The 22,244-nt window shown below is 55.6% G+C and carries 23 protein-coding genes; 13 read left to right on the top strand and 10 right to left on the bottom strand.

Annotation, left to right across the window (positions count from 1 at the left end):
- Positions 1-158: 158 nt before the first annotated feature.
- The 6 genes from E1H13_RS10130 (at position 159) to E1H13_RS10105 (ending at position 5,431) form a co-directional block, all read left to right on the top strand.
- Positions 159-716, top strand: coding sequence for a DNA starvation/stationary phase protection protein (locus E1H13_RS10130; RefSeq protein WP_169613289.1), 558 nt, complete (start codon positions 159-161; stop codon positions 714-716).
- Positions 717-720: 4 nt separating this feature from the next.
- The gene (nifV, locus tag E1H13_RS10125) at positions 721-1,836 is read left to right on the top strand and encodes a homocitrate synthase (protein ID WP_169613288.1); all 1,116 of its coding nucleotides are present in this window, start codon (positions 721-723) and stop codon (positions 1,834-1,836) included.
- A gap of 131 nt (positions 1,837-1,967) precedes the next feature.
- Positions 1,968-2,174 (top strand): putative nitrogen fixation protein NifT, encoded by a 207-nt coding sequence (nifT, locus tag E1H13_RS10120; protein WP_169613287.1) that lies wholly within the window; start codon positions 1,968-1,970, stop codon positions 2,172-2,174.
- Between the two features lie 146 nt (positions 2,175-2,320).
- Positions 2,321-2,929, top strand: coding sequence for a (2Fe-2S) ferredoxin domain-containing protein (locus E1H13_RS10115; protein ID WP_169613286.1), 609 nt, complete (start codon positions 2,321-2,323; stop codon positions 2,927-2,929).
- 7 nt (positions 2,930-2,936) lie between these two features.
- Positions 2,937-3,467 (top strand): gamma-glutamylcyclotransferase, encoded by a 531-nt coding sequence (locus E1H13_RS10110; protein WP_169613285.1) that lies wholly within the window; start codon positions 2,937-2,939, stop codon positions 3,465-3,467.
- A gap of 362 nt (positions 3,468-3,829) precedes the next feature.
- A complete protein-coding gene (locus tag E1H13_RS10105; protein WP_169613284.1) occupies positions 3,830-5,431 on the top strand; it encodes a helix-turn-helix domain-containing protein in 1,602 nt (533 codons plus the stop codon).
- Positions 5,432-5,551: 120 nt separating this feature from the next.
- Here the strand turns inward: E1H13_RS10105 and E1H13_RS10100 are convergent, their stop codons facing one another.
- Entirely contained in the window at positions 5,552-5,974 is a 423-nt protein-coding gene (locus tag E1H13_RS10100) for a hypothetical protein (protein WP_169613283.1), read from the bottom strand.
- Positions 5,975-6,018: 44 nt separating this feature from the next.
- Complete coding sequence (locus tag E1H13_RS10095) at positions 6,019-6,423, bottom strand: NIL domain-containing protein (protein WP_169613282.1); 405 nt, start codon at positions 6,421-6,423, stop codon at positions 6,019-6,021.
- Between the two features lie 102 nt (positions 6,424-6,525).
- Here E1H13_RS10095 and E1H13_RS10090 point away from each other — a divergent pair, with 102 nt between their 5' ends.
- Positions 6,526-7,095 (top strand): thioredoxin family protein, encoded by a 570-nt coding sequence (locus E1H13_RS10090; protein ID WP_169613281.1) that lies wholly within the window; start codon positions 6,526-6,528, stop codon positions 7,093-7,095.
- A 134-nt stretch (positions 7,096-7,229) separates the two neighbouring features.
- On the opposite strand, the gene E1H13_RS10085 is transcribed toward E1H13_RS10090, so the two are convergent.
- The 4 genes from E1H13_RS10085 to E1H13_RS27660 all read right to left on the bottom strand — a co-directional run bounded on the left by E1H13_RS10085 (position 7,230) and on the right by E1H13_RS27660 (position 12,452).
- On the bottom strand, positions 7,230-8,312 hold the full coding sequence (locus tag E1H13_RS10085; RefSeq protein ID WP_169613280.1) for a class I fructose-bisphosphate aldolase: 1,083 nt from the start codon (positions 8,310-8,312) through the stop codon (positions 7,230-7,232).
- 58 nt (positions 8,313-8,370) lie between these two features.
- Positions 8,371-9,240 (bottom strand): aldose epimerase, encoded by an 870-nt coding sequence (locus E1H13_RS10080; RefSeq protein WP_169613279.1) that lies wholly within the window; start codon positions 9,238-9,240, stop codon positions 8,371-8,373.
- Positions 9,241-9,519: 279 nt separating this feature from the next.
- Entirely contained in the window at positions 9,520-12,015 is a 2,496-nt protein-coding gene (locus tag E1H13_RS10075) for a CapA family protein (protein WP_169613278.1), read from the bottom strand.
- 302 nt (positions 12,016-12,317) lie between these two features.
- On the bottom strand, positions 12,318-12,452 hold the full coding sequence (locus E1H13_RS27660) for a hypothetical protein (RefSeq protein WP_256378508.1): 135 nt from the start codon (positions 12,450-12,452) through the stop codon (positions 12,318-12,320).
- Between the two features lie 59 nt (positions 12,453-12,511).
- Here E1H13_RS27660 and argF point away from each other — a divergent pair, with 59 nt between their 5' ends.
- Positions 12,512-13,426, top strand: coding sequence for an ornithine carbamoyltransferase (argF, locus tag E1H13_RS10070; protein ID WP_169613277.1), 915 nt, complete (start codon positions 12,512-12,514; stop codon positions 13,424-13,426).
- Between the two features lie 3 nt (positions 13,427-13,429).
- Here argF and E1H13_RS10065 read toward each other — a convergent pair whose 3' ends face one another.
- The gene (locus E1H13_RS10065; protein ID WP_169613276.1) at positions 13,430-13,585 is read right to left on the bottom strand and encodes a hypothetical protein; all 156 of its coding nucleotides are present in this window, start codon (positions 13,583-13,585) and stop codon (positions 13,430-13,432) included.
- Between the two features lie 238 nt (positions 13,586-13,823).
- Between E1H13_RS10065 and E1H13_RS10060 the strand changes: the two genes are divergently transcribed.
- The 3 genes from E1H13_RS10060 (at position 13,824) to E1H13_RS10050 (ending at position 16,579) form a co-directional block, all read left to right on the top strand.
- Entirely contained in the window at positions 13,824-14,747 is a 924-nt protein-coding gene (locus E1H13_RS10060) for an LD-carboxypeptidase (RefSeq protein WP_169613275.1), read from the top strand.
- Between the two features lie 123 nt (positions 14,748-14,870).
- Positions 14,871-15,575 (top strand): rhomboid family intramembrane serine protease, encoded by a 705-nt coding sequence (locus tag E1H13_RS10055; RefSeq protein ID WP_169613305.1) that lies wholly within the window; start codon positions 14,871-14,873, stop codon positions 15,573-15,575.
- A 284-nt stretch (positions 15,576-15,859) separates the two neighbouring features.
- Entirely contained in the window at positions 15,860-16,579 is a 720-nt protein-coding gene (locus E1H13_RS10050; RefSeq protein WP_169613274.1) for a response regulator transcription factor, read from the top strand.
- Between the two features lie 80 nt (positions 16,580-16,659).
- Here E1H13_RS10050 and E1H13_RS10045 read toward each other — a convergent pair whose 3' ends face one another.
- Entirely contained in the window at positions 16,660-17,928 is a 1,269-nt protein-coding gene (locus E1H13_RS10045) for a hypothetical protein (protein ID WP_240966573.1), read from the bottom strand.
- Between the two features lie 155 nt (positions 17,929-18,083).
- A complete protein-coding gene (locus E1H13_RS10040) occupies positions 18,084-18,740 on the bottom strand; it encodes an L-threonylcarbamoyladenylate synthase (protein WP_169613273.1) in 657 nt (218 codons plus the stop codon).
- Between the two features lie 131 nt (positions 18,741-18,871).
- Here E1H13_RS10040 and larC point away from each other — a divergent pair, with 131 nt between their 5' ends.
- Entirely contained in the window at positions 18,872-20,269 is a 1,398-nt protein-coding gene (gene larC, locus E1H13_RS10035; RefSeq protein ID WP_169613272.1) for a nickel pincer cofactor biosynthesis protein LarC, read from the top strand.
- Between the two features lie 2 nt (positions 20,270-20,271).
- Here larC and E1H13_RS10030 read toward each other — a convergent pair whose 3' ends face one another.
- Positions 20,272-21,624 carry a hypothetical protein gene (locus E1H13_RS10030; protein ID WP_240966572.1) on the bottom strand — a complete coding sequence of 451 codons (1,353 nt, stop codon included), beginning with the start codon at positions 21,622-21,624 and terminating at the stop codon, positions 20,272-20,274.
- Positions 21,625-21,658: 34 nt separating this feature from the next.
- On the opposite strand from E1H13_RS10030, the gene E1H13_RS10025 reads away from it, so the two are divergent.
- Positions 21,659-21,967 (top strand): hypothetical protein, encoded by a 309-nt coding sequence (locus tag E1H13_RS10025; protein ID WP_169613271.1) that lies wholly within the window; start codon positions 21,659-21,661, stop codon positions 21,965-21,967.
- Positions 21,968-22,244: the final 277 nt, after the last annotated feature.

Genomic DNA, 22,244 nt, shown 5'->3' with positions numbered 1-22,244 from the left:
CCCTCCCAGGAAGGGATCCTGACACCCAACACCCATTCACCCATCCACCCTCCCACCCACCCATCCACCCTCCCACCCATCCACCCTCCCACCCATCCACCCTCCCACTCATCCACCCTCCCACTCATCCACCCATCCACCCCTAACGGAGTCATCCCATGTCTACTACCCCAGCTACGACCGAAACCCTTGTCCGCGCCTTTGGCCAAGTGGGCCCCAACCCCGTTGGCTTTGAACTCGACGTTACAACCGCCATCTGTGAAGGGCTAAACCTGGCCTACGCTAGCTTCCAGGCCCTTTACTTGCAATATCAAAAGCACCACTTCGTGGTCGAAGGCGCTGAGTTCTACGCCATTCATGAATTCTTCCAGGAAAGCTACGGCGATACCCAGGGCCACGCCCACGACCTGGCGGAACGGCTTAACGGCCTTGGCGGCATTCCCGCTAGCAGCTTTGCCACCCTGGAAGAACTCTGCTGCTTTACGCCTGAGCCCGAGGGCGCCTACACCTGCCGCGCCATGCTCGAAAACGACCTCGCCGCCGAGCAAGCCGTGATCGCGTTACTGCGTCGCCTTGCAGCCCAGGCCGAAAGCTTCGGCGATCGCGCCACCCGCTACCTCTACGACGAAATCCTGCTCAAAACCGAAGACCGTACCTTCCACGTCGATCACTTCCTCACCACCGATAGCTTGACCCTGGCGTTTGTGCAGGAGTGACGACATGATCTACATCAACGACACCACTCTCCGCGATGGCGAACAGGCCGCTGGCATTGCCTTTGGTCTAGAGGAAAAAGTTGCGATCGCCAAGTTTCTCGATACTATCGGCGTCCATGAGCTGGAGGTGGGCATTCCTGCTATGGGCCAGGACGAAGCCAAAGCGATTCGGGCCATCGTTGATCTGGGTCTGAATGCTCACCTGCTGGGCTGGAACCGGGCGGTTCTATCGGATATTCAGGCCTCTATCCACTGCGGCCTGAAGCGGGTCCACATCTCGATTCCAGTGTCAGACATGCAAATTCAGGTCAAGTTTCAAGGCCGCTGGGTGACCATGTTAGAGCACCTGCGAGATGCGATCAGGTTTGCCCGCGACCATGGGTTAGAGGTCAGCGTTGGGGGTGAAGATAGCTCCCGGGCCGATGAGACCTTTCTGATTGACGCCGCCCAGTATGCCCAGGAATGGGGAGCATTCCGCTTCCGGTTTTGTGACACGGTGGGCATTCTCGATCCCTTTAGTACCTATGACAAAGTACAAAAGCTGGTGCAATCCCTGGACATTCCAGTGGAAATGCACACCCACAATGATCTGGGGCTGGCGACGGCTAATGCCCTGGCGGGGGTGCGGGCCGGGGCGACTTCCGTCAATACCACTGTCAATGGCCTGGGCGAACGGGCGGGTAACGCCGCCCTGGAAGAAGTGGTCATGGCCCTAAAACACCTCTACGGCCACAAAACGGGCATTCGCTGCCAGCATTTTCTGGAACTATCTCGGTTTGTGGCCAAAGCCGTCAACTGTACTGTCCCTCCCTGGAAGGCGATCGTGGGGGAAAACACCTTCGCCCACGAATCTGGCATCCACGCCCACGGCATTCTGCAAAACCCCAGCACCTACGAACCCTTCGACCCCAGTGAAGTGGGTCGCCAGCGCAGTCTGGTGGTGGGCAAACACTCGGGCCGTCACCTGCTTAACCAGGTGTTATCGAACCAGGGCATTTACCTGGATGCCGATCAGGGCCAAGCGGTGCTCAATGCCGTTCGCGATCGCGCCGTCACCCTGAAAAGGAGCCTCACGGTTGCTGAACTGCTGAACGTCGTCGCTGCGCCAGAAAAAGTTTGAACGTTGAATTTTGAACTTTAATCTGACCTCAACCTCCCCCACTCCCCCATCTTCCCCACTCCCCCACGTCCCCCATCTCCCCATCTCCCCATCTCCCCACTCCCCCACTCCCCCACTCCCCCATCTTCCCTATGAAAGTCATGCTCCGCACCAATGCCGCCGGTAAACTCCTAGTTTACGTGGCCAAAAAAGACCTCGAAGAAGAAGTTGTTTCCCAAGCCACAGGGGAGAACAACACCCAGGTATTAACCCTGTCCAATGGGTGGGATCTGGCGATCGCCGGCCTCAGCGACCCGATCCAGACTCCGCAAACCGTCGACGCCCGCAAGCTGAACTGAACACCCACCCCACTCCACCTCCCCGTTCTCCGCCAGACCAGACACCCAGGTCTACCCCTACACCTCCCCCACCCACCCGCCTACCCATCCACCCATCCACCCATCCACTCCCCACCTCCCCACTCCCCCACCCAAGGACCCCTACCATGACCACCCCACCCCCTAACCCCTCGATGTTTAACCTCGATGGCACCTTTATAGAATTCGTGGGCGATCAGCCGACCAAAGCTAAGGCGATTCACCTGGATGTCGAGGGGGAGGTGCTGACGATCAAACTACCCAAGGAATTGCGGCCGGTGCTGCGATCGCGTCTACAACCGGGCGACTATCTCCGCTGTATTGGCCGCACCAAGGTCGACGGTACCACCATTACTCTCAAAGCCCGCCAGGTTTTCACCCTGTTGTCTCCCCTGCCCAAACCCTACTCCCCCTCCCAGTCCCCCGCGCAGGAGGGGAAACAGCCCCACTCTCCCCTTCACCACGCCACGCCACCGCTCAAAATTCAGGTCTGCCACAAATCCGGCTGCCAAAAACGGGGCGGACGACAGTTAGCCGCAGCGCTGGAGCAGGCCTTGCGCCAGCGCAACCTGCAGGGCCAAGTGACGATTCAATATACCGGCTGCCAAAAACACTGCTCCAAAGCACCTACATTTACGGTCATGCCTGGCGGGCATCGCTATAGCCAGGTCAAGCTATCCCAACTGCCCACTATCCTCGATCGCCACCTGTCTGCCGCCAAACCTACCCCCATGTAGCGACACTATGGTCTCCGCCACCGATAGTCAGCCTATACTGGCCAGCATTTTGCCGTCATCAGAGCCCACGTTTTACTACTTTGCCTACGGTTCCTGTATGTGCCCGGTGGATTTAAAGCGCTCCCTAGGGGAAAACACCCACCCCTATGTGGTGGGTGCCGCCACCCTCCAGCACTATCGGCTGGGATTTCATTACTTTTCGCCCAAACGCCAATGTGGAGCGCTAGACATTGTGTCAGCCCCCAAGCACTCAGTGCAAGGGGTGCTTTATCGCCTACCCTGGCGACTTAGCCCGAATCTGGATCAACGGGAAGGGGTGCACCAAGGCGGCTATCGTCAGCAGTTTGTTACCGTCCACAGCCCAAATCGGGTTTATCATCGCGTCCGCACCTATACCGTTATTCAGAAAACCCCTAAAGAGGTTGCCCCTAATGATTGGTACTTCGGGGTGGTGCTACGAGGGGCAATTACCTGTCAACTGCCAGAGCCCTACTGTTGGCAGTTATTCCAACATATGAGAACTTTACAAATGGCATGAATTAAGAAATATCAATAAGCAACCGATCAATAACTCATCAGTTGATCGTCCCAGCCGCAAGCCATTAGAGGAAAGTAAATCGCTTGAATTAATCAGTGTAAATACCTCAAAAATTGACATGCGTCCAGCACAAACAAATTTTTTATCCGATTAATACAGGATTGAAACAAAGTCATCAATCCATCACAAATAGAGGCCGATAAGCGTTATTCTAGCCACATAATTTTTAGTCAAGATGTCCAATCTGAACGTATTTCAACTCAATAAAAAAGAAATAATTAAATCGTATCTAGCGTCATAAAATTTGGGGCTCTAGGTTGTTATCCCTAGTAGAGTGAATTGCTCAAAAAGAGATAGTAACCATGCCTTACACCGTCAAAGAAGACTGTATTGCCTGCGATAGCTGCCGCCCTGAGTGCCCCAACGGTGCTATCAAAGCAGCAAGTGAGGGCGAAGGCTACTGGATTGATCCGACCCTGTGCGATCGCTGCCCAGATGTGGAAATTCCCCGCTGCGTCGAAGCCTGCTCCGTCGGGTCGCTCACACCTTTGAAGCCCAAAAAAGGGCGGAGTAAAAGCACCCTACTCCCTGCGGCGATTCACGAAATTTTCCTCAACGGCAAAACTAATCCCTTCGCCTCCTGCATGGTGGTTTGGGAAGCCTGTAATGTTCTGGCCCAGCGTCAGTCCCTCAGGTGGCAAGCCGATGACGATCATAAACTCTGCTACCAGCGCTCTACCCACCGAGGCCGGGGGGAAATTCGATTTCGCCTCGCCACTGACCCAGAGATGCCCTCCTCGCCGCCGATGGACTATAACCTGGGAATGGCGGCCTTAGCTCGGTTCGACATTCGAGCCGTTTGTACCCATCTGATTTTTGCCGCCCATGCCACAACCGTCAGTACCCCTTGGGAAGACACCTTTGTGATCAATGACCAGCACATTGAACAATACCTGGGCCTGAATCGGCGCAAAGATCTGACGAAGCTAGAGAAGCTCACCCTGATCAAAGATCTGGTCTATCAGGCTTGTCATCTACTGGTCAGCCTAGACTGGCCCCGGCAGGGCAAAGTTCAGGGGTTTTCGATGGCCGAACAGCCCGTCTGGCACTTACTCGATACCCAGTATTACTTTGAAACCGATGCCGCTGGGTTGCGTCATCTGATTGGGTTGGGCTTTACTATCCGGGCTGGCGCTTGGGCCAAACATTTTTTAAACCAACAGGACTACCGCAAACAAACCGCCTTTTACCAATATGGCACCTTGCCCCAGTCGCTACTGGCTGAAGTGATGGGCAACTGGCAGCAGCATGAAGGGGCGGTGCGCCTGCTGCTGTGGTTGGTGTTTAAGTTGCGATTAGGGGGCGATCATCGAGTGACCGTGCGCACCCTGCTGCGTATTGCCTATGGTGAACAGCGGCTGACCGAAGCCATGACCGTTCGGGGGGCCCATAAGCGGTTACTCAAAACCTTTGAAAGTGACCTGGAGGCTATCTATCACTACGGTTTAAAGCCCCAGTTTGATCCCGAAACCTATGGCCCTGATATTCAACCCCTGTGGGCTCGGGTCGCGGATATTCCCGATGATGCCGATGAGGCTCTAGACTTTTGGGCTGACGATGCCAATCAGGCCCTAAGCCTGACCAGTACGGCCCCCCGTGACAAATGGCAGCGGTTGCTCAACGCCCGTCTGCTTGGGTTTGAGCTCTCAGATGAATGGCAGCAGAGTCTGCGCAAACCGAAGAAAAGGCGATCGCGCCATCAGTCTAAAGCCAAGACAACCCCAACTGCAAAACCCCTCTCCACCCAAGCGATTAAAACGGCTCGGCAGCGACTGGACCTCAGCCAGCGGGATCTGGCAAAGCGCTTGGGCAAAAGCCAAAGTTGGATTCGCGATGTGGAAAAGGGTCGGTTTAGCGTCGGTACAGACGATCAAACGTTGCTACGGCAAACCCTGGGCATATAGGGACTGGCGGAAGAGGTGGAAGCAAGAAGATGAGGCAGGCTATTAGGGGGGTTGGTAGAGAGGTGTCAGGTTCTAGGTGTCAGGTATCAGGCAGGGTTAGCCGACTTATGCGGCAGCCTACTAGGCCAGCCACCAACTCATCCCTAAACCCAACAAAGACAGCAGGGACAAGATCAAAAAAGCGGATACCCTGTTGACCTTGATCGCCAATGTGTCGACCCGGGCCAATAGCGATGCCGCCACCAGCATAGCCCCATACACAAACAGGTGAAACTGGGTCACAGCCGCTACCGCCAGCGTAGCGATAGTCAGGGCCATAATTAAGTAGCCAAAATCTGACTGAAATCCCCATAGCAAAATCCGACGACACCAGGGCCAGAGTACCGTCAATATCCCTGCCAGCACCACCGCAAACCCAGCACTCAAGGCCCAGATTAGGGGGCTGGCCCCATCGTGTTTAATCAGTTTGCCGTAGGTAGCATAGGTAATGAATAGCAGCAGCCAAGATAGCCAGGGACCATTAAAGCGGTCCTTGGCAGACATGGGGGCGGGGGAAGAAAATGGCAATTTTGCCATACCTGGCACCGTTAGAGATTGGTGGAAATGGCCTGCACTGGACAGGTGGGAATGCACTGTTCGCAGACGATGCAGCGGGAGCGGTTAAAGGTGAGTTGATAAGTCTCGGGATGTAGCGTCAGGGCGCGGGTGGGGCAAACCCCGGTACAAAGCCCACAGTGCACACAGAGTTCTTCATCGATCAAGATTTCGCCACTGGCCACAGAGACACTGATGTCTTGGGCCTCTAGCCAGTCGATGGCGTCATTGAGTTGGTCAATATCGCCGGATAGCTCGACCACCAGGGTACCCACCTGGTTGGGGGCCACCTGGGCCCGAATAATATTGGCGGCAATGTTAAAGTCTTTGGCCAGGCGATAGGTGATCGGCATATGCACCGATCGCTTTGGAAAAATCAGCCGCACCCGTTTCTTCATGGCTAGATCACGCCTTCAGTTCTTTTACACTTAGCTCTTATACTTTTAAGATAGTGAACCCTCCCTTCTATCCTACCGAGAGACACAGACTTCAAAACCACCATGACAGACAACCCAACTTCCCCGGCCAAAAATGTCAGTAACTGGATTGTGGCCGTGGTGGCCGTGGTACTGGCCGTTGCTGTGTTTTTTGGTGCCAGAGTACAGTCTACCGCCCCTTCTCTAGCGGCCCTGGCAGATAGCTCGGTGCCCTACGACCTGGCTCAAACCAACGGCAAACCGTCCCTGCTTGAGTTCTATGCCAACTGGTGCACCTCCTGCCAGGCGATGGCAGGGGATATGGCCGAACTGCGCGATCGCTACGGCGATCGGGTTAACTTTGTGATGCTAAATGTGGATAACAACAAGTGGTTGCCAGAAATGATGCAATACCGAGTAGATGGCATTCCTCACTTTGTCTACCTCAGTGCTGACAACCAACCCATTGCTACCGCCATTGGGGAACAGCCTCGCACCATTTTGGCCGACAACTTAGAGGCCCTGGTGGCCCAGGCTCCCCTCCCCCATTCCCAAAACCTGGGTATGACATCGCCCTTAGAGGCCGACCCTTTGGCCCGTCAGGGCGCTGTCACCGATGATCCCCGGGCCCATGGCAGTCAGGTGGTGAACTAGGGTTGAGTCAAAAAAAGAACAACGGAAGATGTGACGACTTGGGGTTCACGGCTCACGGTAAGCGGTTCAAGGCGAGCCGTGGACCGTGCACCGTAGACCGTGCACCGCACCTTCGCTTGTGGCTTGACAGACCACTAGGCTACTGTTACCTCCGGCGACAGATACACGTCTTGAATCAGGTGAAACAGCTTCACCCCTTCCTCAAAGTCCCGCTGGAAGGTTTTGCGACCCGATATTAGTCCAGAGCCTCCGGCTCGTTTGTTGATCACGGCGGTGCGCACAGCGTCGGCAAAGTCGTTAGCTCCAGAGCCGCCGCCCGAGTTAATTAACCCAGCCCGACCGGCATAGCAATTGAGCACCTGATAGCGGGTCAGGTCAATGGGGTGAGGGCTGGTCAGGTGGCTGTAAACTCGGGAGTGGGTTTTGCCGTAGGACTCCCCGGTGGCCTCGGCCACAGCCCCATAGCCCTGGTTGGTGACCGGTAGCTTTTGTTTAATAATGTCCGCCTGGATGGTTACCCCAAGGTGGTTAGCTTGGCCGGTCAGGTCGGCGGCCAAGTGGTAGTCTTGGTCTTGTTTAAAGGCACCGTTACGCAGGTAGCACCAGAGGATAGTGGCCATGCCTAACTGATGGGCGTGGTCAAAGGCTTCGCGCACCTCCTGAATTTGCCGAGTCGACTGCTCAGAACCAAAGTAAATGGTAGCCCCTACGGCAACAGCCCCCAGGTTCCAGGCCTGGTCCACACTGGCGAACATGGTTTGGTCGAAGTGGTTGGGATAGGTGAGTAGTTCGTTGTGATTGAGTTTGACAATGAAGGGGATTTTGTGGGCATAGCGGCGCGAGACACTACCCAATACCCCCAGGGTGGTGGCCACCGCATTACAGCCCCCCGCGATCGCCAGTTCTACAATATTTTGGGGATCAAAATATAGCGGGTTGGGGGCAAAGGAAGCCCCGGCAGAGTGCTCAATCCCTTGGTCCACAGGCAAAATCGACAGGTAACCCGTATTCGCCAGACGCCCATGGCCATAGAGTTGCTGCAGGCTGCGCAGGACTTGGGGATTGCGATCGCTGGGGGCAAAGATCCGGTCCACCCAGTCGGGGCCTGGCAGATGTAGCATCGACTGGGATACCTTTGCCTCATAGCCCAACAGTGAATCAGCCTCTGGCCCTAGCCAGTCAGCGATGGATTTGGATGCAGATATAGTAGTCACCATAGGTCTGGGTTAAAACAACAATTAACAGCGTCACAGGCAGCCATAACAGGCTACTCCCCTACAGCAAGGCTACTGCCAAGCGCACGGTGGTTTCTAACGTCTGCTGAGGTTCAGCCATCAACAGGGATTCCCCTGTATTCAGGGCATTGCGGGGGGCGGTCCAGGGTTCTAGACAGTAGTAGTCTTTCCCTTGTACAGTCCAAAACACCAGAAAGTTGTAGGCATCGCTCCAGGACAAGGTCAGCCGTCGCTTCAGATGATGATCGGTGACAGTGGCCACCGAGGCGGTCAGGTTTTGAAAGGCAATATCAATTTCGTCCTGACTAAAATCAAAGGTACCGTTAAAGGCCTCGGTGATGCCTGTGAGCTGATCACGATACTCGGTCGATGGAATGTCAAAGGTCAGTTGGGTTTTGTCTTGAACCAAAAAGTAGGGGTGCAGCCCCGTGGAAAAAGGCATCGGCTGGTCCGATAGGTTGGTAAACCGCTGACGCAGTTCTAAAACATGACCCCGCAGCCGAAAGCTAAAGGCGAGCCGGAAGTCAAAGGGATAGAGGGCTTTGGTCTGGTCATTGCTGCCCAATTCTAAGGTCAAACTGGCGGCATCGGTCACATCTTGGCCCGTCGGCTGCCAGGGCAAATCCCGCGCAAAGCCATGCTGTTTCAGGGTGTAGGTCTGACCCTTGAACTGGTATTGGTTCTCCGGCAGGTTGCCACAAATGGGAAACAAAATGGGAATGCCCCCCCGCACCGATAGCTCTGGGTTGGCGAAGCGATCGCTGTCGAAGTAGAAAATATCCTGTTCTTCCACTTGCCAGCGAGTCACCAAACCGCCCCGGTCAGGCACAATCTCTAGCCGGGAGGCGGTATCCGTATCGGACAGAACATAGGTGGAATATGGGTCGGCTTTAAGCGCGATCGCGAACACTGGACACCTCTACACATCTATGCCTAGACGTTACCACAGGTGCCCTACAGCCGCCGCCCCCCTGAGGTCAGGCTTAAGCTGTTCTTCAAACTCAAGGAAAGCTAGGGGTGTCAGGTGCAAGGTGTCAGGCTCTAGGTGTCAGGTGCAAGGAAAAGCCGCAAACCGTAAACCCGAGGAGTCCTCTCCACCTCCCCCACCTTCCCCATCTCCCCCATCTCCGACAATTCAAAATTCAAAATTCAAAATTCAAAACCACTCCCCCACTCCCCCACTCCCCACCTAAGGGGCACCGTCAATCACCTCCTCCACCTGGTCCGCCTTATCGAGTTCCCCAGTGATTGGGCCTGCCTCTATCTGATCTACGGGGTCAGCAGGCTCTACTGCCGCTGGCCGATCCGATTGACTGGGGTCTAGGGAGCCTAAAGGCCCCACCAAGGGCTCGCCATGGGGAGAAATGGTGGCCGGTTGGGGTGGTTCCAGAGGGGCTGGTGCTTTCGGCTGAGGGGGCACCTGATCGGCCCAGGAAGAGTCCTCGGCATTTTGGGGGGCCAGTTCAGAACGTGGCCGGGTTCGGTTGATGCGATCGCGATTCATGTGTTTAGCTTCCTCCGCCCCATTGGTGGCCCCCGATCGGTTTTGGGGAATCGGCTGAAACTCCTTTTGCTCTGGGGATATTTTAGGTCCCCACTCCAGCAGGTCTTGCTGCACGTCGTCAGGGATAGTTAGGTCCATCTCCGCCTCATCCAGGTCCTGTTTAGGGGCCGGATCCGGCTCAATGGATTCAACCTCAGGGGCCTTGGGCGTAGGGGCTTCAGGGGCCACCATCTCAGGTACATCGGGCACCAGTTGATCCAACATTTGGCCAGGGGGAGCCGGTTCCACCTGTTTCGGCTGCGAGTCTACCGGCTGCGAATCTACTGGCACCAGTTCTGCGTCATCTGGCGAGACAAACGGACTGTCCGGGGCCACCGGGTCGGCCTCAGGCAACTCCTGGGTGTTGAGATCCAGCACCAGGGGAGAAGTCATTGGCTCTTCAAATCCAACAGACGCCTGTTCGAGTCGCTCAAGTACAGCCTGACCAGCCCGGCCGGTCAGCGTCTTGGGCCGAGAGTCGCGCACTCGCACCGGCACAAACTCCACCTTCATCTTGTCCTCTTGCAGGGATACCTTCAGCATGGCCGAGTCTTGGTCTTGCACTGGTTGATCAGCCCGAAAGACAAAATCCCCTAGGGAGTAGGCAATCGGTCGCCCTTTGTAAACTTCCCCCCCTTGAATTACCGTTGGGTGGTAGCCCACCACCACGTCAGCCCCCTGGTCAATGGCTAACCGAGCCAGGTTGGTCTGGGTAAAGTGGGGCTGCTCAGTAATATGATCTACCCAGCGAAAGTTGACGACAATCCAGTCTACATCATCCCGCAGGGCCTGAATATCTTTGACAATATCTGGCATATTCTGGGCATTAAAGCCCGCCCGTTCTTCCACAGCAGAAGCAGCTTTAAATCGCTCTACTTCTTTAGCGATCGCAGCATTTTCTACCCCCGCCCGTTCCCGTAGGGCAGACCCATCAAAGGCCGCGTTATTACCCCCCATGGCATAGCTGAGATAGGCAATACGCTTACCCTTCACGTCTAACACTTCAGGCCGCCGGGCCTCCATCGCGTTGCGCCCTGCCCCAATCCGATACAACCCTTTACTATCTAGGGTATTGAGGGTATCAGAGAGACCCTCTTCCCCATACTGCATCAGACCGCTGTGGGTCAGGTTGACAATATCAACCCCACTGTCTGCAAGTAGGTTAGCGGCATCGGTGCGGGTGCGCTGGCGCAGTTCCTCTTCCAGGCTGGTGGCCGCTGGGGTCAGGGGGCTGGACAAATTCACTAGGGAAACATCCGCTTCAAAGTAGTCATTTACATCGGCAAATAATCCCCCAGATTCCTCCAACCCGTCATAGTCGAGATCATCAAGGGAAATGTCACCGCCAAATAACAGGGTCACCTGGTCCTGAGGCCAAGGGGTTGGCTTGTCATGGGTAATAACCCCCACGGGCTCTAGGGCCGCATCCACCACCGTCGGTCGAGGTGGCCGATCCGCTGGATCGTGGCTCACGGTGGTTACCGCTGGGTCAGCCTCCACCCCATAATCTGCGGTAATGGCTTCGGGTGGTTGGGGTGGTTGGGCGGTAAATGCCGGTAACCGGGGCGACACCCCAGAGGCAATGATTTCCAGCAGGCAGCCCATGACAAAAGCCGCCACCGCTGACCCGGTGAGGACACAGGCTCGCAGGGCCTTAACCCGCTGCTCGGTTAAATGGCGTATCTTCGGTCGTGGCTTGGCGATCCGAGGCGGGATCGGGGATGAGGACGGGGTAGGATAGGCCACCCGCACTTGGGTTTGGCGTTGTTTCAGGGCTGGGGTGACAATGCGGATGCGCTGTCGCCAGAGGAGATTACGGCGGCCCACCGGTCGGGCCACCACCAAAACACCTTCAATTAATTCTGAGTTCAGTAGCCAGATCCGGTGGCATAAAAATTTCAGCAACCGTTCTTTGATCGGAGTGCGCTCAAACTCGACGATCAACTTTAGACAGCCGGGACGATCCGCCTGCACCTGAACAAACACCCCTTGGGGAGCTAACGGTTCATTAATCCACAGGGCAATGGCTCTAAAATAGCCCGCTGCCGCCATCTCACGCACTGACGGCGAGCTGCTAGGCTCAATGGTTCCCTGGGCACGAGGGAGCCGTTGAGAGGATGAAGGAGCGACCGCACTAATCATGACACAAACCTACTGATTGACAGAGCCAGTCCTAACGGGAGCTGACAACAACCCCAAGGCTGGAACCACGGATTGAACAGAGGCAACCGACCGATTACGGCTTGGCATGGGCCGACCAAGCATTCTTGGTATCTGGCACCGATAACCTGACACCCCCAACAAGGGTGGTCGCAGGTCTACCGGCCGATACGTGTCAGCCGCCTTAACACCCTGAGTCCCCCAATGGTAGTGCAAATTCTTGGGCTTGATCACCGAATCCTAGGGAAGCGGATGCCATCTCCAAAATATCCTTGACACTAACCCTAGGCACAGGTCAATGGCTGGGGCGGCGCCAATCCCCCATGGGCCGTGTGAGGGGTCGGGGCAAAAGTCTGAAAGCGCGATCGCGGTAGCAAAGCAGACAGGCGAGCGCTATATTTGTACCCTACGCTGGGCATGGCTGCCCCCTTAACCCAGCCCAGGCCTACCGGAATACTGACTTGTAGCGATTACCCCTATGACCAGCTTAAGTGGCAGAGACTTACTAAGTCTCAATGATTTAAGTCCCACCGAACTCACTGACCTACTTGATTTTGCCGCTGATCTGAAAGCAGGCAAGCAGCAGCCCCAGTTTCCTCACAAAGTGCTAGGCCTACTATTTCGTAAAGCATCCACCCGTACCCGGGTTAGCTTTTCAGTCGCCATGTACCAGATGGGAGGGCAGGTACTGGATTTACATGCTGGTGTTACCCAAGTCAGTCGTGGCGAACCCACCAGCGACACCGCCAGGGTTTTAGATCGCTACCTAGACGTGGTCGCCATTCGGACGTTTGATCAAGCCGAATTGCAAGAGTTTGCCGACTACGCCACCATCCCGGTGATTAACGCCCTCACCGATCTCGAGCATCCCTGCCAAATTTTGGCCGACTTACTCACTATCCAAGCAGAATTTGGCTCCTTAAAAGGCCTCACCCTAGCCTACCTGGGAGACGGCAACAACGTGGCGAACTCCCTGCTATTGGGCTGTGCCATGGTTGGTATGACTGTGCACATTGCTTGCCCCGATGGCTATGCCCCCGACGCCTCGGTGGTGTCCCAGGCCGAGGCCCTGGCTGGACCTGGGCAAGTGCTGATCACCTCAGATCCCCAGGCGGCGGTGAAACAAGCTCAGGTACTGTACACCGATGTCTGGGCCAGTATGGGGCAAGAGTCAGTGGCCGATCAGCGCTTACCCATCTTCCAACCCTATCAAGTCAATGATGCGCTGCTGGCCAGTGCCCAGGCCGACGCGATTGTGCTGCACTGTCTGCCGGCCCATCGCGGCGAAGAAATTACCGCATCAGTTCTAGAGGGGGCCGCCTCCCGGGTGTGGGATCAAGCAGAAAATCGTATGCATGCCCAAAAAGCCCTACTGGCCAGCGTCTTGAGCTAGCCGCTAAATCAACCGCAAAAAGTGTAGGACCCCGTCCCCACTGAGCCATTCAATCACAATCGCCAGGGCAAAACCCACCATGGCCAGGCGGCCATTTAGGCTTTCGGCACTGGGGGTAAAGCCCCAATTCCGAGATTCAGTCTGTTTTTCTGGGTACATCATTGGCCTCTCTTGGTAGCGCTGTGTTATTTGTAACGCTTTGTTAAAAACTATAACAAATTGGCCTGCTGCCAGGGCGTGACCGTCTATCTATCGCCATCTCCCCAGGTCGCTGTGGCCAGACAGTCAATGGCAAGGGTAATTAGGCCAAGGGTGGCGGCCAGTCCCAAGGTTCTCAGGCAGCAAGCATGGTTTATATCTGTTCAGGTAATTCATTTAGGTAAAAGGAGTTTTGGCCATGGCAGGGAATCTGGGCGAGCCCCAGGGTAGGAGACCCTGTTCTTACCCCCCGCCCCTGCAGCCAGGGGATCGCTTGATAGTGGTGGCGCCCAGTGGGGGCCTACGGGAGTTAGCGGCGTTTAATCAGGGGGTGGAGGTATGGCGCAGTTGGGGCTTCACCGTTGACATCAGCCCGGGGCTGGAACATCAGTGGGGCTACCTGGCCGGCCGAGACGATCATCGTCGTCGCCAGTTAGCGAACGCCTTCACCGACAGCACCTATCGGGGCATTCTTTGCGCCAGAGGGGGATATGGCGGCACCCGCCTGTTAGAGCAGTGGCACTGGCCCCAGCGGCTGATCCCCAAGTGGCTCGTGGGGTTTTCCGATGTCACCAGCCTGCTCTGGAGCCTGGCCCAGCAGCAGGTGGTGGGGGTCCATGGGCCTCTACTGACCACCCTGGCCGACGAGCCTGATTGGTCGCGGCAACGCCTGTATGAATTGGTCACCGGTCAGCCCCTGGCTCCCCTGCAAGGGGTAGGGTGGGGGGGCGGCAACGTGAGTGGTCCCCTGTTTCCCGCCAACCTGACTGTAGCCACCCAACTGCTGGGTACCGCCCACCAGCCTGTTCTGGATGGTGCAATCCTGGCTTTGGAAGACGTCACCGAAGCCCCCTATCGGCTGGACCGGATGCTGACCTACTGGCGGATGGCTGGCTACCTGAGCCGGATTGGTGGTGTTGCCCTGGGCCGCTTTAGCCGTTGTACCCCCCCAGAAGGGGTGCCCAGTTTGACGGTGGCAGAGGTGCTGCGCGATCGCCTCGGGGATCTGGGCATTCCGGTGGTGGCGGATTTGCCTTTTGGCCACGACGGCCCCAATGCGGCCCTGCCAGTGGGGGCGATCGCCCGTCTAGACGGTACCGCTGGCACGGTATCGTTCCCCTAAGTCTCCATCATCTCTCTACAATAAAATCCTAGGCCGTCCACCCTAGCCCGTCATCCCCTGACCGTGGCCCCAGTGCTGATCGCCTCACCAGCTCCCAAGCTGTGGTTTATCCAGGTAAACGATTTGGTCCCCCTACGCGATAACAACCCTGTCAACAGCACCCCCAGAGTGGTCTATGGCCTGATCATTCTCAATGTGGTGATCTTTTTGCTACAGGTGAACTTGCCTCCCAACCAGTTAGAAAGCTTTTTTAATACCTGGGGGATGGTACCTCAGCAACTCACCGCCAGTTTTCAAAACCTGCAGGGGGCGCTGCCATGGGTCTGGATCACCCTATTCACCTCCCAGTTTCTGCACGGTGGCATTTTTCATCTGGGGGGGAATATGCTTTATCTGTGGGTCTTTGGTAACAACATTGAGGACCAGCTCGGTCACGTCAAATTTCTAATTTTCTACCTGGGTTGTGGGGCCCTAGCCGCCCTGGCCCAGTGGGCCTTTGAACCCACAGCCACCATTCCGACGATTGGGGCTAGTGGGGCGATTGCCGGGGTAATGGGGGCCTACGTCCTGCGCTTCCCTCGGGCGACAATCCTCACCCTGATACCGTTGATCTTCTTCTTTACCACCATTCGCATTCCCGCCATTTACTTTCTGGGGTTTTGGTTTATTCAGCAAGCCCTCTATGGGCTGGCTAGCCTCAGCCGCAACATCAACTTAGGGGCTGGGGGCGTTGCCTACTGGGCCCATGCTGGTGGCTTTGTGGTGGGGGTCATTTTAGGCCCCCTGCTAGGGTTGATGACATCAAAGTCGCCCCCACGACGGCGATAGTAGGCTGGCAGTTGGCCTGTTTCAGCAGAAAACTCACCTGCTTCGGGTTCAGGGCAACCGGTTCAGGCGCATACCGACTAGGGTTGACAGACCACTAGTTCGCTGGAACGGCCTAAAAGTGGCAACTTCCTAAAGTTCTCTTGTAAGCTAGGGAATTATTTATCGTTTTATGCCTGAAACCTTAAACAACTGTTGAAACCCCTAAAAGGGCTGCCATGATGGGTAGTCATGGCAGTCCCCTTGGGTCCTTAATGCCCCTGTTCAATTTACAGAAAGGTACGACTATGGCGGAAGCCAAGATCCTTGTTGTTGATGATGATCCTGCAATTCGCAACCTTATCCATCGATTCCTGGCCAAACAGGACTACGAAATGGAGTCAGCGGACGACGGCAAAAAGGCGCTGACTGTGTTTGAACAGTTCACCCCTGACCTGGTGATCTTAGATTTAAACTTGCCCGACACCAACGGTTACGACCTCTGCAAAGAAATGCAGTCACGCACTGGCGTCTTTGTGTTGATGCTTACCAGTCGCACCGATGAGGCGGACAAAATTCGCGGCTTCAACGAAGGAGCTGATGACTACCTGACCAAGCCCTTTAGCCTGGGGGAGCTAGAAGTCAGAGTGGGCGCTCTGCTTAAGCGCCAGCGCCCGGTAACCGCGGCAGAACAGCAATGCTTAACCTTCAACAGCTTGGCCATTGACCCGGTCCGCCGGGAGGTGATGCTCAATGACGAGATGGTTCCTTTGACCGCCCTCGAATTTGACCTGTTGCATTTCCTGGCGAGCCATCCGGGACGGGTGTGGCGGCGGGCCGAACTGATTCAAAAGGTTTGGGATTACGACTACGTGGGAGATCAGCGGGTTGTAGATGTCCATGTGGGACAAATTCGCAAAAAAATTGAAAAGGACACCACCCAGCCGGCCCTGATTCAAACGGTGCGGGGGGTGGGCTACAAGTTTGAGCCCCCCCTAGAGTTGCAGGGAGAAGCTGTGGTGAGCTAGGGACAGGGCGTTCCGCGCTGTCTGGTTGGCAACAGCCCGGAGCAGCGCCCCCTCAGTCCAATGCTGGTGGCCATCATGGCCTAATCCGTGGTTGAGCCGCTGTTTTGATTACGGTAGTTCCAGGCCAGCTTTAGGAGTTTGGTCCAATTGCGCTGAACTTTTTTGAGGGTCCAGCCCAGGGTTTGGGCAATGGCCTCGTCGGTTAAAGCGGCGTCATTGGGCTGAGCCTGCTTCAGGGCCACAAACCGTTGGAAATCTTGGGGTAAGCTGGCCAAGAAGTTATCCCATTCCTCCAGGGTTAAGCCCAGGCGAGTATCCAGGTTGGCGCCGAGCCACTGGTGGACTAACTCCCACTCGTGCTGTTGGGCAAATTTCTCCACATGGTACTTAAACCGTTGCTGCAGGTAGTCTCGCTCCCGGGCAGATAGTCCTAAAATGTCATCAATCTCTGAGGCCGAGCAGTCTTTTAGCTTCAGCACCAAATAGTCAACGCAGTCGGCCTGGTCCTGGCTCCTAAAGTACTGAATTAAGCGCTTAATAATGCGATCGCGCATCACCCCATCCCCCGGGTCAGCCGCCTCCGCCGTCAGCTTTTCGCGCACCTGTTGCACCACCGAACTGCGGGCATGGGCTTCAGCCTCTTCGGTTTTGGCTCCCTCGCCCACCAGACCCATGTCCACCGATGTTTCAGCCGGCTGGCGGCGGCTAAACGCCTGGGCCCGCAGCACAATCAACTGCTGACTCTGGCGGCCACGGGTATTAATCCGCCGCTTGGCATATTGTTCACTAAAGGCCATGTACTCCGCCAGTTCCAAACGGGTGCGAGGGGTGTAGGTGGCGGGCAGTTCCTGCTCCCGTCGAAATGCATTCAACACTTCGATATAGAACGTCTGCATAAAGTCTTCTAGCAACGCATAGCGCCCTTGAAACCCTAAATGACTGCCAGTTGGGGCCACATGACGGTAGACAATGGCACTGAGGCTACTGTGTAACTCGATCCGCCCCTGGGCAGACCCGAGCTTGTAGTAAATCAGGCACTTGCTGACCCGATGGCTGACCAGCGTCTGTTGCCAGTGGGCAATATTTCCTGACATTTGGATGCGATCGCTCATCCGGCAAATGCGGTCAACTTCCGCCGCCAACCGCTGAACCACTCCCCTAAACCCACCAGGTCGATGACCCAAGTGGTGGAACAACTGGGTCTCAACCATCGTCAATACCCCATTCGCCCCACTGTCAGCATTGGCCGCAGGCTGAGGAATAGAGTCAGGGGACGCTGGATCCTGAAAGGGGGGAGTCATCCCCGATGATGAAGGGGGCATGGCAAAGCAAGTAGATGCAGTCTTCATTGTTACCCAATCCTAGCAACGACACCGAGATGCAGAGCAGCTAGAGTCCCTTTAGAGCCCTAGGTCCATCTCTTACTGAAAACATCAACGGTCAATTGCGGATTTCTAAAGCACTGTGGCAATTTATCAATTGCCTGTCATGACTAGGCAGACGCCTAAGCTTCGGCCAGGGTTGCCCCCCAGTCAACAGCCATTTCCCAGCCCTGCCCCTGCCGCACCACCACCGGCTCATCCTGGCTCATGTCCAGAATGGTAGATACCTCATAGACCAAGGGCAAATCGTCATCAATAATTAAATCCACCAGTTTTTCTAAATGGTCAAAGACCTCCATTTTCTGGACTGGCCCCTTGCCATTCCCCTCCGGCACCAAGGTTAGAGCCGACGTGGAAATCACCGGATTGCGCAATGTTTGCACCAGCGCCAGACAGATGGGGCTGTCGGGTACCCGAATACCTGTGGTGCGTCGCTTGGGGTTCATCACCAGGCGAGGTACTTGCTTCGTGGCCGGCAGCACAAAGGTAAACGGTCCTGGAATCAGACGCCGAATAATCCGATAGGCACTATCACTGACCAGGGCATAGTCGGCAATATTCGAGAGAGAATCGCATAAAAACGTCAGGGGTTTATCGTTGGCCACCTGCTTCAGCTGCCGCACCCGCTCTACCGCCCCCTTATGGTTGAGATCACAACCAATGGCGTAGACTGTGTCTGTGGGATACAGGGCAACCGCCCCCTGCCGCAATGCCTCTGTAATGGCCTGTAACTTGCGTCCTTGGGGGTTGTCGGGATGCAGCCTATATACCGTTGCCATCGCCTCATTCCTTAGGTAGCACCTGCTTCAGGCTAGCCAATCTGCCCGACGACATTTTTCAGTCCGTCAGCACCCATGGGCCAACCACGCCTTTTATTGTGAGGGAAAATCCTGCCTAGGGGTCAATTTGTATGAAAACGATAGCCTACCTCGACTGTGTGACTGGCGTCTCAGGAGATATGTGCCTCGCGGCCCTGATCGACGGAGGCGTTCCTTTGACTTACCTACAAACCCAGTTATCCAGCCTAGGGCTAGATGCTGAGTTTACCCTAGCCACGGCTGACGTACAGCGCCAGGGGCAGCGGGCTTTGAAGGTGGATGTACAGCTGACGTCATCCCCAGGGCAAGCCCCCTCATCCTCCTCCCCCCCTGATCACGCCCCCCTTGACCACAGCCATGGGCACAATCATCAGCAGGTGATAGCGCACACCGCTGCCACCACTACCACCGCACGGCCTCGCCCCCCCGTCCGCAACCTACCGGCCATCGAGCAAATTATCACCCGTGCCGCTTTACCCGATCGCGTCCGTCACTGGAGCCTGGCAGTATTTCGCCACCTGGCCCAGGCGGAAGCCGCTGTCCATGGCATTCCCCTCGACCAGGTGCACTTCCACGAAGTAGGGGCCACGGATGCCATTGTGGATATTGTGGGCACTTGCCTCGGCTTCGATTACTTGAATATCGACACCCTGATCTGCTCGCCCCTACCCACCGGCCAGGGGCGGGTGAAAGCGGCCCACGGTTGGTTGCCAGTGCCAGCCCCGGCGGTACTACAACTGCTGGCCATGGCCCAGGTCCCGATCTACAGCCATGATTTACCTGGGGAGTTGGTCACCCCCACCGGGGCAGCGCTCGTCACTACCCTAGCCCAGGAGTTTGGTTCCCCCCCGGCCATGGTGCTAGAACGGGTAGGCTTAGGGGCAGGCGGCAAAGCACTACCCATGCCCAACGTACTGCGCCTATGGCTGGGGAGGGCAGTGAACCCCAGCTCTCCCCAGCCTGGGGCAAAGCCGGTGGAGTTGCCCCCCCCCGTTCCGCAAGAAACCATCATCCTCTTAGAGACCCAAGTGGATGATATGGTGCCTCAGACGGTGGGCTACCTGCATGAGCGGCTATTTGCGGCAGGGGCGGTGGATGTCTTTACCCAGCCCGTTGCCATGAAAAAAAATCGGCCCGGACTGTTGATTACCGTCCTGTGCTTGCCGGAAATCGAAACCCTGTGCACCGATATTTTGTTTAAGGAAACCCCTACCCTAGGCGTGCGCCGCCAGGAGCAGCAACGCACTGTGCTGCGGCGAGATATTCGCCCCATTACCACCCCCTACGGCACCGTCGCGATCAAGTTGGCCTATCATCCCCACACCCAGGCCCTAGTCAACGCCCACCCAGAATATGAAGACTGCGCCAAGCTGGCCCGCCACTATGACATCCCCTGGAAGACGGTTTACCAAACCGCCCTTAGTACCTGGCAGCAGCAGATGACTGGTTCCCCTACCCCCTCTGTCAACCATCTCCCCTTATCCCCCTGACGTTAATCGGAGAGGTCTTCATCAGCTTGGCCGGGTATGGGAGATTCGGAAAGGAGTTGGGAGAAAATACGGCAGGTTTCCAGGTCATCTCCCTCCAGGGTGGTGGGATCAGTGCTCACTTTGACCAGGTTATATTCAATATCTTCGGCATAGATGGCAAAAGTCACCTGAAACACCTCTAAAAAGTTGATCACCCACTGACACTGATGGCGGGGGAATCGTTCGTAATAGCGCAGGAGGTCGGCAATTCTCACCTCTAGATAGGGGTGGGACTGCCGAGAAATCAATACTAGCTTTAATAGCAGGATCGCCAGGGTAAGGGCATTCCCCTGGGACAGTACCAGGGAAAAAAGCGGTGAGGGTTCTTCTCGGTTCTCGGTCATAAGGTAATCGATGACGCGATTGCTAGTGCGCAACCGCAGAGAACTATCCACCGGGTCATCGTCAAATTCGCTGTAAAGGTCAGCTAGCCTTGTTGCCAACTGGTCGTGCAGCTGCTTAGCAATCGGGTTACTGCTAACGGTGTAGAGCAAGTACCGAGGCAAGCTGGTCTTAAAGCTGGCATAGGTGGTACCTTGGGTCTGCTCTAGGAACAACCGGGCCAAATTGCGATAGCTGTACTCACCGCGCTTAGCCACAATCGCTTTGATTAGCTGCAGGGCATTATCGCCTAAGTCGGTGGGGTTGTGGGCGGTGCGATCGCCCTGGTTAGAGTGGCCATGGGCAGTGTACAACGCCAGATTAAACTTATACTGAGCTTTTAACCGCTGGGACAGGGCGCGGGCGGCCTGCCGTTGTTCCAGCGGGTTTGACTCGTCGATGTATTGGGGCGCCAACAGATAAGACGTATAGCGAGAGACCCACTCCCCAGGACGATTGATCGTGCGATCTTCTGCCAATCGGGCCGCAAACAGCCGCAACTCTTGGAAATCTTGACTATTAATAAAATTATTCAGCCAAACCCGCAGCCGCTTTAGGGTGGGAGACAGGGTACGCCGCTGCAAGAGCGGATCCTCAAATAAATCAACCAAGTGCTGAATATAGTCAAAATGACGGGCTAGCTCCCAGTTATTAATCAGAATGTAGCAACAGCGTTTGATCGTGTAGCGGAACTCGATTTCATCGTTGGCAAACAAAATGACATGCAGGGCCGGCAGCGTTTGAGAACTGACGGAGTCATTGTGTTGAATAAAGAGATGCCGAAACTCGTCCAGCACATCTTCTGGAGGCCAGAACTTAACAATTTCCAGCAAAAAGTCGTAAATTATCTGCTGAGCCTGATACAGGGTTAGCCCAGCTTGAAACGTTGGTTCACTCGATTCCATTAAACGCTGATGAGTAAGCACAGTTTTCATAGATATCAGCAGTAGATATCAACAGGACAACCCTGTGGATAGCAAGGCCCTAAGCTGTCAAGTCAGCTTAGAATTGTTTTCCACCAACGCGAACATCCATGGCATGGATATTGCCCCTGACCAGGTTTCCCTGATTAGAGCAATCGCATGGATACCATCATCGCTGGAGCATCCTAAAGTAGGCTATCGACAATACCTGAGCCTTGACGAGCCTCGACCACATGACGTGGTGAAGCACCCTGCTCTAAAATATTCCCTCGACGCTTCCTCTAATCTCAGTAAACACAAGAAACCGCTTGTGTTATTTTACACAAGTTATTTAGCATTGAACGGAAAGCAGTAGTTTTTGCTGATGTTCTACAGCTCACGAAAACTGACGAACGGCAACTGACGAACGACTACTGCACGCCCTCGAAAGGCTTTAGACATAGCGGCTCCATCCCGTTGTCTAGGATCAGGTTCAGGACAAACGAGAACTCAATGCCAGATCGGGCAGCGTGGCTCGCCCTCGTCTGACAGGGAGTATTAAAATCTACAGGGATATACGAAGAAGTTTACTACAGTCCAACAATTAATAACACGATCCACCGATCTGTCGATTTATGCTTAACGCCCTCAGC

The organism is Nodosilinea sp. P-1105 (genome assembly GCF_012911975.1).
In the GTDB taxonomy this organism is placed as follows: Bacteria; Cyanobacteriota; Cyanobacteriia; order Phormidesmidales; family Phormidesmidaceae; genus Nodosilinea.
Note: the sequence above shows the minus strand (reverse complement) of the source record. Positions and strands in the feature narration are given on the sequence as shown.

What these genes read in the sequence shown, in the direction of transcription:
- E1H13_RS10130 (WP_169613289.1), top strand. Translation starts at nt 159, where the DNA reads ATGTCTACTACCCCAGCTACGACCGAAACCCTTGTCCGCGCCTTTGGC.
- nifV (WP_169613288.1), top strand. Translation starts at nt 721, where the DNA reads ATGATCTACATCAACGACACCACTCTCCGCGATGGCGAACAGGCCGCT.
- nifT (WP_169613287.1), top strand. Translation starts at nt 1,968, where the DNA reads ATGAAAGTCATGCTCCGCACCAATGCCGCCGGTAAACTCCTAGTTTAC.
- E1H13_RS10115 (WP_169613286.1), top strand. Translation starts at nt 2,321, where the DNA reads ATGACCACCCCACCCCCTAACCCCTCGATGTTTAACCTCGATGGCACC.
- E1H13_RS10110 (WP_169613285.1), top strand. Translation starts at nt 2,937, where the DNA reads ATGGTCTCCGCCACCGATAGTCAGCCTATACTGGCCAGCATTTTGCCG.
- E1H13_RS10105 (WP_169613284.1), top strand. Translation starts at nt 3,830, where the DNA reads ATGCCTTACACCGTCAAAGAAGACTGTATTGCCTGCGATAGCTGCCGC.
- E1H13_RS10100 (WP_169613283.1), bottom strand. Translation starts at nt 5,974, where the DNA reads ATGTCTGCCAAGGACCGCTTTAATGGTCCCTGGCTATCTTGGCTGCTG.
- E1H13_RS10095 (WP_169613282.1), bottom strand. Translation starts at nt 6,423, where the DNA reads ATGAAGAAACGGGTGCGGCTGATTTTTCCAAAGCGATCGGTGCATATG.
- E1H13_RS10090 (WP_169613281.1), top strand. Translation starts at nt 6,526, where the DNA reads ATGACAGACAACCCAACTTCCCCGGCCAAAAATGTCAGTAACTGGATT.
- E1H13_RS10085 (WP_169613280.1), bottom strand. Translation starts at nt 8,312, where the DNA reads ATGGTGACTACTATATCTGCATCCAAATCCATCGCTGACTGGCTAGGG.
- E1H13_RS10075 (WP_169613278.1), bottom strand. Translation starts at nt 12,015, where the DNA reads ATGATTAGTGCGGTCGCTCCTTCATCCTCTCAACGGCTCCCTCGTGCC.
- E1H13_RS27660 (WP_256378508.1), bottom strand. Translation starts at nt 12,452, where the DNA reads ATGCCCAGCGTAGGGTACAAATATAGCGCTCGCCTGTCTGCTTTGCTA.
- argF (WP_169613277.1), top strand. Translation starts at nt 12,512, where the DNA reads ATGACCAGCTTAAGTGGCAGAGACTTACTAAGTCTCAATGATTTAAGT.
- E1H13_RS10065 (WP_169613276.1), bottom strand. Translation starts at nt 13,585, where the DNA reads ATGTACCCAGAAAAACAGACTGAATCTCGGAATTGGGGCTTTACCCCC.
- E1H13_RS10060 (WP_169613275.1), top strand. Translation starts at nt 13,824, where the DNA reads ATGGCAGGGAATCTGGGCGAGCCCCAGGGTAGGAGACCCTGTTCTTAC.
- E1H13_RS10050 (WP_169613274.1), top strand. Translation starts at nt 15,860, where the DNA reads ATGGCGGAAGCCAAGATCCTTGTTGTTGATGATGATCCTGCAATTCGC.
- E1H13_RS10045 (WP_240966573.1), bottom strand. Translation starts at nt 17,928, where the DNA reads ATGAAGACTGCATCTACTTGCTTTGCCATGCCCCCTTCATCATCGGGG.
- E1H13_RS10040 (WP_169613273.1), bottom strand. Translation starts at nt 18,740, where the DNA reads ATGGCAACGGTATATAGGCTGCATCCCGACAACCCCCAAGGACGCAAG.
- larC (WP_169613272.1), top strand. Translation starts at nt 18,872, where the DNA reads ATGAAAACGATAGCCTACCTCGACTGTGTGACTGGCGTCTCAGGAGAT.
- E1H13_RS10030 (WP_240966572.1), bottom strand. Translation starts at nt 21,624, where the DNA reads ATGAAAACTGTGCTTACTCATCAGCGTTTAATGGAATCGAGTGAACCA.